The sequence below is a fragment of the Pseudomonas sp. S07E 245 genome, from assembly GCF_019599025.1.
In the GTDB taxonomy this organism is placed as follows: Bacteria; Pseudomonadota; Gammaproteobacteria; order Pseudomonadales; family Pseudomonadaceae; genus Aquipseudomonas; species Aquipseudomonas shirazensis.
The window spans coordinates 2,010,181-2,023,985 of sequence record NZ_CP080625.1; the positions used below are offsets into that span (position 1 = coordinate 2,010,181).

Annotated in this window: 11 protein-coding genes; 4 read left to right on the forward strand and 7 right to left on the reverse strand. The window is 63.2% G+C overall.

The genetic code is table 11. The annotated features are described in order from the left end of the window. Positions 1 to 49: 49 nt before the first annotated feature. Both K3F44_RS09175 and K3F44_RS09180 read right to left on the reverse strand, forming a co-directional pair. Positions 50 to 1,441: an FAD-dependent oxidoreductase gene (locus tag K3F44_RS09175; protein ID WP_150571771.1), complete on the reverse strand. Its 1,392-nt coding sequence runs from the start codon at positions 1,439 to 1,441 to the stop codon at positions 50 to 52. A gap of 15 nt (positions 1,442 to 1,456) precedes the next feature. Continuing rightward, positions 1,457 to 2,773, reverse strand: coding sequence for an MFS transporter (locus K3F44_RS09180; RefSeq protein ID WP_101320344.1), 1,317 nt, complete (start codon positions 2,771 to 2,773; stop codon positions 1,457 to 1,459). A 262-nt stretch (positions 2,774 to 3,035) separates the two neighbouring features. Between K3F44_RS09180 and K3F44_RS09185 the strand changes: the two genes are divergently transcribed. Further along, positions 3,036 to 3,905, forward strand: coding sequence for a LysR substrate-binding domain-containing protein (locus K3F44_RS09185; RefSeq protein WP_101320347.1), 870 nt, complete (start codon positions 3,036 to 3,038; stop codon positions 3,903 to 3,905). Positions 3,906 to 3,944: 39 nt separating this feature from the next. Here K3F44_RS09185 and tam read toward each other — a convergent pair whose 3' ends face one another. Both tam and K3F44_RS09195 read right to left on the reverse strand, forming a co-directional pair. Next, positions 3,945 to 4,721, reverse strand: coding sequence for a trans-aconitate 2-methyltransferase (gene tam, locus K3F44_RS09190; protein ID WP_101320349.1), 777 nt, complete (start codon positions 4,719 to 4,721; stop codon positions 3,945 to 3,947). A 124-nt stretch (positions 4,722 to 4,845) separates the two neighbouring features. After that, entirely contained in the window at positions 4,846 to 6,261 is a 1,416-nt protein-coding gene (locus K3F44_RS09195; RefSeq protein WP_101320351.1) for an amino acid permease, read from the reverse strand. 331 nt (positions 6,262 to 6,592) lie between these two features. On the opposite strand from K3F44_RS09195, the gene K3F44_RS09200 reads away from it, so the two are divergent. From K3F44_RS09200 to K3F44_RS09210, 3 genes are all read left to right on the forward strand, one after another. Then, the gene (locus tag K3F44_RS09200; protein WP_150568928.1) at positions 6,593 to 8,017 is read left to right on the forward strand and encodes a PLP-dependent aminotransferase family protein; all 1,425 of its coding nucleotides are present in this window, start codon (positions 6,593 to 6,595) and stop codon (positions 8,015 to 8,017) included. A gap of 118 nt (positions 8,018 to 8,135) precedes the next feature. Next, entirely contained in the window at positions 8,136 to 8,885 is a 750-nt protein-coding gene (locus K3F44_RS09205; RefSeq protein ID WP_220633859.1) for a response regulator transcription factor, read from the forward strand. 25 nt (positions 8,886 to 8,910) lie between these two features. Beyond that, positions 8,911 to 10,248, forward strand: coding sequence for an ATP-binding protein (locus K3F44_RS09210; protein WP_220634167.1), 1,338 nt, complete (start codon positions 8,911 to 8,913; stop codon positions 10,246 to 10,248). Positions 10,249 to 10,301: 53 nt separating this feature from the next. On the opposite strand, the gene K3F44_RS09215 is transcribed toward K3F44_RS09210, so the two are convergent. From K3F44_RS09215 to K3F44_RS09225, 3 genes are all read right to left on the reverse strand, one after another. Next, positions 10,302 to 12,257 carry a TonB-dependent receptor domain-containing protein gene (locus tag K3F44_RS09215; RefSeq protein ID WP_220633860.1) on the reverse strand — a complete coding sequence of 652 codons (1,956 nt, stop codon included), beginning with the start codon at positions 12,255 to 12,257 and terminating at the stop codon, positions 10,302 to 10,304. A gap of 162 nt (positions 12,258 to 12,419) precedes the next feature. Next, complete coding sequence (gene tenA, locus K3F44_RS09220; RefSeq protein WP_220633861.1) at positions 12,420 to 13,079, reverse strand: thiaminase II; 660 nt, start codon at positions 13,077 to 13,079, stop codon at positions 12,420 to 12,422. A gap of 1 nt (position 13,080) precedes the next feature. Then, the gene (locus K3F44_RS09225; RefSeq protein ID WP_150568925.1) at positions 13,081 to 13,728 is read right to left on the reverse strand and encodes a TenA family protein; all 648 of its coding nucleotides are present in this window, start codon (positions 13,726 to 13,728) and stop codon (positions 13,081 to 13,083) included. Positions 13,729 to 13,805: the final 77 nt, after the last annotated feature.

Below are 13,805 nucleotides of genomic sequence, written 5' to 3' on the forward strand. Positions count from 1 at the left end.
AAAAAATCTCGCGCCTGCAGCGCCAGCCGGCACTGAGGCTTGATCAATATCAGCCTTTGTCGGCTTTGCCGGCGGCTGCGGCATACCTGGCCAGGCGCACGTCCAGCCGCCGTGGCCGCATGCCGCGGTCTTCTGCCCGCTCCTTACGGCGGATCGCATCGCGCACCAGCAGCGAGCCCAGATAACGGATCGGCTCCGGCGGAAACTGCCCCAGTGGGCCTTTGACCAGCCCTGATCGGGTCCAGGGGTTGTCCAGCCCCAAGGCCAGTGACGAGAGAATCTGCCCGCCCATATGACACGGGCCGACGCCACTGCCTGAATAGCCGAAGCCGTAGAAGACATTGCCCTGCCCGTCCAAGCGCCCGAAAAAGGGCAAGCCGGTTACCGAACGGTCCGACGGCCCGTTCCAGCTCGCCGCAATCGGCACCTCGGCCAGCGCCGGGAAGAAGTCGTCGAGCGTCTGGCGCAGCAGCGGCTGGTACGGCGAAGGCTGGTCAAACACCGGCAGCATGCGCCCGCCGTAGGCAAAGGTATTGCCGCCCTTGCCGAGCATCAGCCGGCCGTCGCTGGTGTTGTGGTAGTAATGCACGAAGATGCGCGAGTCGAGCACGCTGATGCCGCTGTCCAGGCCGATCTCATCGAGCAGCTCAGGGCACGGCTCGGTGATCACCATATCGCTGGAGACGATTGCCACGCTGCGCTCGAACTGCGGGAACGCCCGCGCCATCCAGGCATTGAGGCCCAGCACCACTCGATCAGCACGGACCGTTGCATGAGCAGTGCGCACCTGTACCGGTGCGCCATGCTCAAGGCTGGTCATGGCCGTGCCTTCGTATATGCGCACCCCGCGCTGCAACGCAACGCGGCGCAAACCACGCACCAGCCGGCCCGGCTGCACTGTCGCGGCGGCCGGCGAGAACCAGCCTTCAAGATGGCGCGCAGAGCCCGCCCGCTGCTGCACCTGCTCAAGCGCCAGTCGCTCGAAAGAATTGATGCCCTGACGCGCCAGGGCGGCAATCACCGCATCGGTACCGCCCAGTTGCGCGGCGTTGCTGGCGGTGTACAGGGTGCCATCCATGCGGTAGTCGCAATAGATGCCATTGGCTGCGCAATAGTCGCCGATGGCCGCAATACTGCGCTCCGATTCGCGCACCAGGCGCACCGCTTCGGCCGCGCCGAACAAGCGCTCGAGGGTGAAGTACTTGGCCGACCAGGACAACGCACAACCGCCGTTGCGGCCACTGGCCCCGGCGCCGCAGATATCGGCTTCGATCAGCACCACCTCCAGCTGCGGCGCCTGCTCCTTGATCATCAATGCCGTCCACAAGCCGGTGTAACCACCACCGACGATGCACACATCACAGCGGATGTCGGCGCTCAGCGGCGGGCACAGTGCGTCCTGCTCCTGATCCAGGGCTTGTTGCAGCCAGAAGGGTCTCATCGCTTGTGCTTTCCTTTAACTGCGCAGTGGCTTGATTGCCATGCTGGTATTGGGGGCAACGTCGACCACCTGTTCGGCGGCGACCGGGCGGCTGTTCCAGTGCGGCAGCAGCACCAGTGCGGAGAACAGCGCGCAGCCAGCAAATACGATGAATACCGTAACGCTGTCGAAGTAGCCCGGCAGCAAGCCGCCCAGCACCGCGCCCACCGAGCCGCAACCGTTGACGAAGCCTGCGGCGGTGGCACCGGCCTTGGCGCTGCCAAAGTCAATTGCAGCGGCGCCGCTGATCATTGAATCGGGGCCGTACAAGGTCAGGCCCATGACAAACAGCAGGCCCACCACCAGGGCAATGCTGCCGCTGTTCATCGCTGCCATGAACAACGCCAGGGTCACCGTCAACAGCAGCAGGCTGATCACGCAGGCGGGCATGCGCCGGGCGCCGAACAGCTTGTCCGACGCCAGCCCGATGATGATCGGCCCGAGCAGCCCGGCCAGCTCGAATGCGGTGGGAATGATTGCAGCACCCACCTTGCCCACCGACGGCATCTGTTCAAACACGATCACCGGGCCCCAGAGCAAGATGGCATAGCGCGCTGGCTTCAACAGAAAGTAAGCCAGGCCCAGTGTCAGCACCGTGCGATTACGCAGGATCTCGCGCAGCGGTTGCCATACGCTGCACAGGTTTGGCCCTGGGGCCATGCTCTGCGGCTCTGGCTCGACCGCCGGCAGGCCAACATCTTCAGGCTTGTTGCGTTGCAGAAAGAAGAACAACACCGCCACCAGCGCCACCACCACCGCACTGGAGAAAAACGCCGCGTGCCAGGTGCCGATCAAGGTATACGCCCACCAACCGGCAAACGGTGACGCCACCAGCCCGCCAAAGGCGTAGCACGAGCTCCACAGCCCCAGCACCCGGCCGCGCTGCGACGAAGGGAAGAAGCTGCCAAGGTTCTTGCACAACCCCGCCCAACCGGTCGACTGCGCCAGGCCCTGAATCAACATGCAGGTGGCAAAGATCGGGAAGGTTGCGTAGCTGCCCATCACCACCGCCGCCGCCGCTGAAATCAGCAACCCGCCGAGCACTACCACGCGCGGCCCGAAACGGTCGGCAAGCATGCCCCAGGTGAACTGGCCGACTGCGTAGGCAGCCAGATAGATGGCATCGAGGTTGGCCATCGCCGCCTTGTCGAGCATGAAGCTTGGGTCTTCGCCGATGCCCAGCTTGGCCACCGAGAAGGCCTTGCGGGTGAAATAGAAGCCAGCGTAGGCCAGCCAGGTAATGGCGAAAATCTGAATACGCCACCGTTTGATGGCAGCAAGGGTTTGGTTCATGGGAGTCTGACCTCTCGCTCAAGTGTGCCGGCAGAATGTGAAAAAACGCCTGTCTTGTTGTTGTGAGTCGCACTACATGACGGTGGCCATCGTCGGGTCAGATAACAGGGCCGGCTGACATGACCGCGCCGCTGCTATGGCCACCAGCGCGCTGCGTCTTGCTGCGCACTGGAGCTGTCGATCATAGAAACAGTTACTGACTGATAACAAAAATCGATTTATCGTATTTCACACATAAGCTCAGCTTGTAAGTGGAGGCGGTATGTCGGTGTCTCAGGCACAGCTCAAGGCGTTTCATGCGGTCGCTCAACACGGTAGCTTCACGCGCGCGGCGCAAAAGCTGTTTCTCACTCAGCCAGCCGTGTCCGACCAGGTGCGCAAGCTCGAAGAGCGCTTTGGCGTACTGCTGTTTCATCGCAATAAACGCTCGGTGCAACTGACCGACCTCGGCGAGCGGCTGCTGGGCGTGACCCAGCGCCTGTTCGCCTGCGAAGCCGAAGCCGTCGAGTTGCTACAGGATTCGCGTGCATTGCACACCGGCAGCCTGGTGTTGGCGGTGGATGCGCCGGTGCATGTGTTGCCGCAGATTGCCCGCTTCTGCCAGCGTTACCCCGGCATTCAGGTCAAGATCGAGACTGGCAACACCGATGAATCACTGGCGCGCCTGTTCAGCTATCAGGCCGACCTCGCCCTGCTCGGCCGCGATGTCGATGACGAGCGCCTGTACTGCGTGCCAATGCGCCGCGACCCGATGGTGGCGTTTGTGTCGCACAACCACCCCTGGGCCAGTCGCGCCTCGATCAGCCTGGCTGATCTGGACGACACGCCGCTGGTGCTGCGTGAACCAGGCTCGGTGACGCGGCAGACGCTGGAAGAGGAAATGCACCGGGCAGGGCTGCGCATCCGCGCGGCAATTCAGGTCGAAGGCCGCGAAGCTGCGCGCGAGGCGGTGGTAGTGGGGATTGGCGTTGGCGTGGTGTCGGCTGCCGAGTTTGGCGCCGACGCTCGGGTATGTGCGCTGCCGATCGTCGACTGCCAGCGGCACTTGACTGAAACACTGGTCTGCCTCAGCGAGCAACGTACGCGCCGGGTGGTGGCGACCTTTTTGCAGCTGGTCCAGGAAGAGCTTTGAGCCCTCCCTGCCCTACCTGAGCTGGCGCTGGTTTCGCAGCTAGCGAGTAGCAAGCACAAACAAGCGCGGGAACGGCAGCAGCAGCTTGCCATCGCTGGACGCTGGGTAGTCATGCTCCATCGCCTGCAGATACAACTGCAGAAAGTCCGCCTGTTCTGCTTCGTTCAGACGATCCAGGTAAGGTCGCAGTGCCGAGCCTTTGAACCATTCAACCACCGCCTGCGCACCGCCGGCCAAGGGGTGATGGTAAGTGGTGCGCCAGACGTCGACGCGGCTGCACAGCGGGCTGAGCAAGTCGTAATAAAACCCTGCGGTATGCCGCGGCGGCAGCGAGAAGTCAGCGAACTTGTCGGCCCATGGCCCGCGCTTGGCGATCTCGCGAATCTGTCGGTGGGCCGGTTCGTCGATGTTGTCCGGAGTCTGCACCGCAAGGCTGGCGCCTTCGCTGAGCTGGCGGACCAGGTGCGGATACAGCGTGGCGTGCTCGGGGAGCCATTGCAGCGAAGCGTTGGCGAGGATCAAGTCCTGTGGTTCGGCTGCTTGCCAGGTCGCGATGTCGGCAATCTTGCAGCTCACCCTCGGCACACTCAAACGCGGTCGTTTATTGGCCTTGTCGATCATGTCCGGATCACTGTCGAGCGCTGTCACCTGAGCGTCCGGGCAGCGTTGCAACAACACTTCGGTGGAGTTGCCCGGCCCACAGCCAAGGTCGGTAGCGTGACGCACTGGACGCGGCGGCACCGCCGCCAGCAGATCACGCACGGGGCGACTGCGTTCGTCTTCAAACAGCGAATATTGGTTGGCAGACCAGGCCATGGGCGGCTCCTGTAGGCGGCTGAGCGCCTAGCATAAGCCATGTCGAGGGGTTCGCGGTGAGACCCGCACAAACAAACGCGGCCGGCCCCTTGCGGGAACCGGCCGACATCATACAGCGCGTTGCTTAGTGCAGTTTTTTCGCCGAACGGATCTGATGCACAATACCCATCGCCACCACCACACAGGCAGCAATACCGGTCGAAACCACCAGAATCTGGTAATCAGGCATGAACGCCATGGTCACCAGCGCAGCAACGATAAACGCAATCACCAGGTAGGTCAGCCAAGGGAACAGCCACATCTGCAGGCGGATCTCCTTGCCTTCGGCAATCAATTTGCGGCGCATACGCAGTTGGGAGAAGGCGATCACCAGGTACACCAGCAAAGCGATCATGCCCGTGGTGTTCATCAAGGTGTCGAGCACGTCCTTGGGCCGCAGCGTCTCGCTGAAGTTGATCAGCGCGCACACCACTGCCACCGCGCACGAACCGACGATCGCGAACACCGGTACGCCAGTGCCGGCGCGGGTGATCTTGAAGAACGACGGCGCGTCGCCACGCTGAGCCAGCGAGAACAGCATGCGCGAGGCAGTGTAATGGCCCGAGATCAGGCAGCTGCTCACCGAGGTCAACACGACGAAATTCATCAGCAGCTCGGCATATGGCACGCCCAGCAGTTCCAGCGTACGGCGATAAGCGCCATAGCCCGACTCACCCAGGTGCGGGTCATTCCACGGCACCAGGCAGACGATCAGGAAGATCGAGCCGACATAGAACAGGCACACCCGCCAGACCACCGAGTTGGTCGCCTTGACGATCTGCCCGGCCGGGTCTTTCGACTCGGAGGCAGCGATGGTCACGATCTCCGCACCGAGGAAGGCGAACATCACCCCAAGCAACGCACCAATCACCGTGGTAAAGCCGTTCGGCATGAAGCCTTCGGCGGTCAGGTGAGTGATCCCGCGGACCTCACCGAACTGCCAGATATTCAACACCGCCGAGCCACACACGATCAGGAAGCAGACGATCGCAATCACCTTGATCAAGGCAAACCAGAACTCGAACTCGCCGTAGTGCTTGACGTTGAAGAAGTTGACCGTGATCAGCACCAGGGTCGTCGCCAGGACGAACACATTGGTGCTCACCCCCGGGAAGAAGCCGTGCAGGATCTTGCCCGCCACATACGCTTCCCAGGCCATCAGGATGACCCAGTACCACCAGTACAACCAACCGATGGTGAAGCCTGCCCAACGGCCAATGGCACGGTCGGCGTAGGTCGAGAACGAGCCGGTGTCTGGCGAAGACGTCGCCATTTCACCGAGCATGCGCATGATCAGCACCACCAGGATGCCGCCAGCCAGATAAGCCAGCACCGCAGCAGGGCCGGCGCTGTGAATGACACTGCCGGAGCCGACGAACAGTGCGCCGCCGATGACCCCGGCGATCGACATCATCGTCAGGTGGCGCGACTTGAGCGAAGCATTCAGCTTGCTCTCCGGCGCCCCTTTTTCGGATGCGGTAGTTGTAGATGTTGCGTCCATCAGTTGTGTCCCCGTGCTTCTTTTTATCTAAGGAATTGCGTGAAACCCCGATGGCAAGCGGTTTCACCTGTACATCGATACTGATGCGCGCAGGCGCTGTGCGAGGGCACGAGCAGGCCTTCCCTGGCGGCCTGTGGGTCGTGCGAGGCGGGCCTCGAACGAACTGAAACAAAAGGTGTCTGGCGATCTCAGACACCTAATGTAAAAATGTCGCGCTGATAGAGCCATGCACAGTGGCATGAAAGTCGCACTGCACTGTACAGGCCGCCCATGCAATACACCGCGCGACACCCGGCCGACGCCCCGCGTCTGCACACCTGAAGGCACACCCATGCTCGTACTACATCCAGACTCCGCCACCCCGCTGGTCAACCAGATCATCGACGGCTTGCGCGAGTTGATCGACAGCCAGGCGCTCAAACCCGGTGCCAAGGTCCCGTCGATCCGCGCCTTTGCCGCCACCTACTCGGTGAGCACCTTCACCGTGGTCGAAGCGTACGACCGTCTGGTTGCGCAAGGGCTGCTGGTCAGCCGCGGCAACACCGGCTTTTTCGTCAATCGCGCGGCCAGCGAGCAACTCGACAGACCGGCCCACGGCGCCGACAACAACCGGCCGTCGTTCAACGCCGAGTGGTACCTGCAGCAGATTTTCGAAACCCGTCAGTTGCCGTTCAAACCCGGCTGCGGCTGGCTGCCCAACGACTGGATGTACGAAGATGGCCTGCGCCGGGGCATGCGCCAGGTCGCCGGTAGCCCGTTGGAGCTGTCCGGCTATGGCGAGCCGATGGGCCTGCCGGAGCTGCGCACGCTGACCGCGCAGAACCTGCAGCAAGAGCTGTCGATCGTGGTCAACCCGGCGCAGCTGATGCTCACCCACGGCGCCAGCCAGGCGCTGGACCTGGCGGTACGCACGTTGGTGCGCCCCGGTGATGTGGTGCTGGTCGACGACCCAGGCTACCCCAACCTGATGAGCATCCTGCGTTTTCAGGGGGCTACCCTGATCGGCGTGCCGCGCACCCCGGCCGGCTACGACCTCGATCGCCTGGAGCAACTGCTCAGCGAACACCGCCCAAGTGTCTTCTTCACCCAGCCGCACCTGCACAGCCCGACCTGCTCGCGTACGCCGTTGCCGCAACTGCACCGCTTGCTGCAACTGGCCAGCCAGCACGGCTTCCGGCTGGTGGAAAACAACCTGTACGCCGATATGATCGCGGAGCCGCAGCCGTGCCTGGCCAGCCTCGATCACCTGCAGCAAGTCGTATACGTCGGCAGCTATTCAAAAAGCATTTCACCGAACGTGCGGGTTGGTTACCTGTTCGCCAACCCGGAACTGATGCAGCAGTTGCTGCGCCTGAAAATGCGCTCTGGGCTGACCACCTCCCAAGTGATGGAGCGGGTGGTCTACGCGGCGATCATCGATGGCCGCTGGCGCAAGCACCTCAAACGCCTGCGCCAGCGCCTGGCCGAAGCACACCAGGAAGTGGGCCGGCATTTGCACCGGCTGGGCTTCGAGCTGTTCACCGAATCGGACGAAGGCATGTACGTGTGGGCGCGCCACCGGGCCATCCCGGACAGCGCGGCCCTGCTGGATGACGCGCTGGAGCAAGGCATCATGCTCGGCCCCGGACAGTTGTTCATGGTCGACGCCCAGGCGACTGGGTGGATGCGCTTCAACGTCGCGTTCAGCACCGACCCGGCGATGTGGGAGCTGTTGGAGAAGATCCTGGTCAAGCAGGTGCGCCGCTCGGCTATCTAGTGCCAGCGATTGCAGGTGACGATACCCGCTGTGACAATCTGCCCACAGCGGGCAGTCACAAATGATAATGACTCGTAGTAATATTGCGCCCTGCCTCCCACATCACGCGCGATAGCCAATGCCAGCTGAACAACCCACGCCCGCGCCGCGAGTGCTGGTGGTCGATGACCACCGCAAGATCCGCGACCCGCTGGCGACCTACCTGCGCCGCCATGGTTTCGAGGTGCGCACCGCCGCCGACGCGGCCGGACTCTGGCAATTGCTCAAGCAGCAGGCGTTCGACGTGGCCGTACTCGATGTCATGCTGCCCGACGGCGATGGCTTCGAGCTGTGCCAGCAACTGCACCGGCGCTGCAACCTGCCGGTGATCCTGCTGACCGCCCGCGACACCACTGCAGACCGCATTCGCGGCCTCGACCTGGGCGCCGATGACTATCTGACCAAGCCGTTCGAGCCGCGTGAGCTGGTCGCGCGCCTGAACAGCGTGCTGCGCCGGCATCAGGCAACCCAGGCGCGACTCCACGCGGAGCCTGCAGCTACGCCCGCAGCACGCCGCTATCGCTTCGCCGGCTGGCACTTCTGCGCCAGCAGCGCCTCGCTCAGCCGCGAAGGTGCCGAGTCAGTTCAGTTGAGCACCGCCGAGGGCAAACTGCTGCAGGTGTTTCTGGCCCACCCGCATCGCAGCCTGACCCGGCAACGGCTGGTCGACCTGACGGCAGCGCACGACAGCGACATCAGCGAACGCGCCATCGACCGCCAGGTCAGTCGCCTGCGGCGCAAGCTCAGCCATGACCGGCAAACCGCCGAGCTGCTGCGCACCCTGTGGGGCAGCGGCTACTTGCTGGCCGCCGATGTCGAGCTTGAATAGCCTGCGCCGGCTGTGGCCGCAGCGCTTGCTGCACCAGTTACTGCTGCTGCTGTGCCTGGCACTGCTGGCCTCGCACTTGATCGGCATCATTCTGCTGCACCGCCACGGCAGCCTGCTTCATCCGCTGTCCCGGGCAGCCAGCCTGGAGCGCCTGGCAACTGCGTTCAACCTGGCGCGCGACCTGCCCGCAGCGCAGGCCAACAGGATGCTGGCCAAGATGGCCAACCCGGAAACCCGCTTCTGGATCGCGGCAACCCCCGAGGTCAGTGCTTTCGCCGCTCGCCCTGAAGAACAGCGGCTTAGCCGCGACCTGCGCCAGCGCCTGCAGCTATCGCCGGAACACTCGCTGATCGTGCAACTGGAGCGGGTCAACGGCACCGACGCCCGCGCTTATCCGTTCAGTCCTGGCGGTTGGGCGCCACTACGCTTGCGCAGCAGCCTGGCGCTGGGCAACGGCCAGTATCTGAATGCCGAGCAGCACCCCAGCGGTGCTTATCAGTGGGGCACTGTACTGGCTTACAGTTTGCCAATGACCACCCTGCCGGTCTTGCTGGTGATGATGTTCGGCTTTGCCCGTGTGCTGCGCCCGATCAAGGCCCTGGCCAAAGCCACCGAGCGGGTCAGCCGTGGTGAGTGGATTGCGCCGCTGCCGTTAACCGGCCCGCACGAAGCACGCGAGCTGACCCATGCATTCAACACGATGCAGGCCAACCTGGCCCGGCATGTCGAAGGCCGCACCCGCTTGTTGGCAGCGATCAGCCATGACCTCAACACGCCGCTGACCGAATTGCGTTTGCAGGTTGAACTGCTTGACCCCGGCGCCACCCGCGACGACTTGCTGGAAAGCCTGGGCGAGCTGACGGCGATGGTCGGCGAAACCCTGGAGTTCGTGCGCGGCGATGCAGTGCAGGAGGCGACCTGTCAGTTGCGCCTGAACGACTTGCTTGACGAGCTGGACCGACGTTATCGCCTGCTTGGGCAACCGTTGACCTGGGATGTGCAGCAACAGGCCTGGCTAAGCTGCCGACCTTTGGCGCTAAAACGTGCCCTGACCAACCTGATCGACAACGCCTTGAAGCATGGCGGTGCGACCCACGTGACGCTCAGCCGGGCTGACGGCCAGGTCCGCCTGGAGATCACCGATCAAGGTCCGGGGCTGCCTGAGCAGTGGTTGGAAAAAGTCTTTGAACCCTTTGTCCAGCTCGGCCGCGGTGGTGCCGACGCCCGCAGCGGTGGCGGCCTCGGTCTGGGCTTGGCGATCGCCCGTGCCTGCATTCAGGCCCATGGCGGTGAACTGCTGTTGGAAAACCGCAAACCACGCGGGCTGTGCGCGCTGGTGCGGCTGCCGGTCGGCCAAGGCTGACACGCGCAAACGCAAACCGGGCCGGTGTCCGGCCCCGTTTGCTACTACTCTGATCAGAAGTTGTAGGTCGCGCCCATCCACAGCGTGCGGCCATAGTTCACCGTGCCATAGGTCTCGTCGTCCAGACGCTTGTCGGTGATGTTGTTCAGCGAGGCATTCACAGTCAGCGCATGGGTCAGGTCATACGAGCCGCCGATGTCGGCAGTGGTGTAGCCCGGCGCCGATTCGGCAGTGACGGTGTTGCCTGTTTCTTCGCCGTAGTAGCTGAGCGCGGCCCAGGCTTGGGCGCGGTCATTGACCCTCCATTCGCCGCGCAGGTTGGCTTTCTGTTTCGGCGTCAGGGCAAGCGGCGCACCGGCGTTGGCACCGGTCTTCTGCTCGGAGTCGGTGTAGGTGTAGTTGCCTTTGATCAGCAGGTCGGAGCGGATGTCCCACTGACCGGTCAGCTCGACGCCACGGATCACCGCCTTGTCGACATTGACCCGGTCCATGACGATGTAGCCGTTCCAGCGCCGGTCAGTGGTTACGGTCGAGAGCTTGTCCTGAAAGTCGTTGTAGAACAACGTCACGCCTGCCGACAGATCATTGCGGTTGGACCACAGCGCCGACACTTCGTAGTTGGTGCTGGTCTCGGGCTTGAGGTCAGGGTTGCCGAGCATGACGAACCGGTTGCGGCGCAGGTAGGCGTAGCCTTCAACCACGGCGCGCAGCTCAGGGGTCTTGAAACCGCGGGCAACACCGCCTTTGAGCGTCCACTGATCCGTCGCGCGCCAGACCCCGTACACGCGTGGGCTGAAGTGGTTGCCGTATTCTTCGTGGTTGTCCATGCGCAGGCCGCCGGTCAAGGCGAAGGTGTCGGTGACCGACCATTCGTTTTCGGCAAACAGCGCTTTTTGCTGGACCGAGAACTCGTAATCAACCTTGTCACCCAAGCCCTGGTTCCAGTCGGTGACCTGGTTTTCCTGCCATTGCAGGCCAACCGTGCTGACGTTGTAGGTGGTCGGCACGACCAACTTGGCGTCGAGCACGCGGTTGCGGATTTCAGGCTTGCGCCCGTAGATGTCGGTCTGGTCTGGCGTGGCCTTGCCTTCGCGGCTGGTGGTTTCCTGATAGAGGGCGACGTCAGAGGTGGCCCAGCCCCAGCGACCCTGGTGCGACAGCGACCAGTGATCACGGTTGTTCTCTTGCTCGCGGGTGGCCCAGTTGGCACTGACGCCATCACCGTTTTTCAGGCGCGTAACGCCGGCTTCGAGCAGGATGTCGTGGTCGATCGTGGGCGTGAAGGCCAGGCGCGTGGTCAGGTCGCGGTGATCGGCCTTGCTGTGGCCGTTGGTCTGTTCCAGGTCAGCATCGGCCTGGCGGTCCAGGTAGCGGCCCCACACTTGCAGGCCAAGCAGGTCTTCCTTGAGCGGACCGCTCAAGTAGAAAGTGGTTTGCCCGGCGTCGCCCTCTGCGCTGTGCTGACGCGCCGAATAGTCGTAACCGATCGAGCCGCCCCACTCGGGCGAGACCTTGCGGGTAATGACGTTGATCACCCCCCCGATAGCGTCCGAGCCATACAGCGACGACATCGGCCCGCGCACCACCTCAATCCGCTCGATGGCGGCTGCCGGCGGGACAAAGCTCTGCTCGTAACCGGCGTTGCCGTTGACCCGTGATTCACGGGCGCTCTGGCGTTTGCCATCGACCAGAATCAAGGTGTAGTCGCCCGGCATGCCGCGCATCGAGATGTCGCTTTCGTTGGCGCCGCCGTTGACGGTGACACCCTCGACATCACGCACTGCGTCACCGAGGTCGCGGTACGACTTGCGACGCAGGTCTTCGCCGTCGATCACGGTGATCGACGCGGGCGCGTCCTCAACCCGCTGCTCGAAGCCCGAGGCAGTCACAACCACATCTTCAAGGGTCAATGGGACGGGTTCTGGAGGGTTTGTCTGCGCGTGCGCGGCACCCGCCAGAAATACGGCCAACGTGGAGGAACGGCTGAAAATACGACGTGGTGCGCGCATGCAAGTGACCTGTGAATTCCGCTGTAAAAGAGAATCCTAATCAGATGCATTGGCGCAAATGGGACAAAGTGTGACAGCCGCTGTCGACGACCGCGACGCCAAAGGCAGCGTCGAGGTACCACAGCTATGCCTGCAGGCACCTCAAGCACGCTGACCAGCCGATTATTCGGCAGCCTGCAATCCCATCTGCCAGAAGTCCGCCTCAAGCCGTGAGGCCTGGGCAAAGATCGCCGCCAGCTCGGTGAAACGTGACTCGGTCATGCTCCGCGCGGCCAGCTCGTCCAGGTGCTTGCGGGCAGACGCCGCCACGTCTTGATAGGCCTCACCGGCATACTCGCCGATCCATTCGCGGTACGGATGCTGGTTCAGATCACCGATTGCGCCGGCCAGGCGCTGGCCGATTTCGGCGTAGCCGATCACGCACGGTGCCAGCGCAACGTGCAGTTCAAGCAGGTCGCCGGCGGCGCCGCAGTCAAGCACATAGCGGGTATAGGCCACGGTCGCCTGATGCTCGGGGGCAGCTTGAATGTCGGTTTGCGACAAGCCCCAGCGGGCGCACAGGCGCAGGTGCAGTTCAGTCTCGTCAAGAATCGCCGCAAGCCCGGCCTGCGCGGCGCGGATGTCACTTGGCAGGCGACTCTTGTAGGCGGCCAGCGCCCAGGCGCGGGCGAACTGGATCAGGAACAGGTAGTCCTGCACCAGATACTCGCGAAACGCCGCCTGACTGAGGGTACCCGTCTGCATCTGCTGCAGGAAGTCATGCTCGACGTAGCTCGCCCATTGCGGCGCAGCGGCGGCCTTGAGCCGATCAAAAATATCCATGTCAGGCCTCGCCATCGTATACGGCATCGAAGAAGGCCAGTTCCAGCGCAACTGTGCGCAGGTAGAAGTCGCGGCTGAGCTCGGCCTCCTTTGGCCCGACGCGGTCAAGCTCAGCTTGCAGGAACGCGACAAAATCCTCGAAGAACGGGTTGTCATGCAAGGTGATCCACTCAGCGTGGACGAAGTGCTCGGGCAGTGGCTGCGGCGCCTTCTGCGCCCAGTCCAGGTACAACCCCTCGGCCACATTCAGCACCGCCAGCGCTGCCGCATAGGAGCGGCTTGCCGCCGCCTCGGCCATGATCGCCTTGAAGCCTGCGGTGGGCGCACTGTCGGCAGGCTCGTCGCGCTGCGCCGGGCTTACATCGAGGGCCTCGAATGCACGCAGGAAATAGGTGTTTTCGTCACTCGAGATCATCCCGGCAAAACGGCCCAGACGCAGGCGCGCTTCAAAGGTATCGGCTGTGGCAATAGCCGCACCGAGCAAGGTCAGAAAGCTGTCGAGAAAGCGATGGTCCTGAACCAGGTAGCGGACCATGACCGGATCCGCCAGGGAACCATCACATAGTTGTCGCACGAAGCGGTGGCCAACGGCAGCCGACCAGGTCGGTTCGCTCTGCTCGCGCAAATAATGGGTAAAACGTTCGCTCATGCTGCTGTCCTCTGGGAGGTGGCAGCGAGGCCAGGCGGGTGGTGCATGGTGCGGCCTCGCAGTGAGGCCGGCGCAAA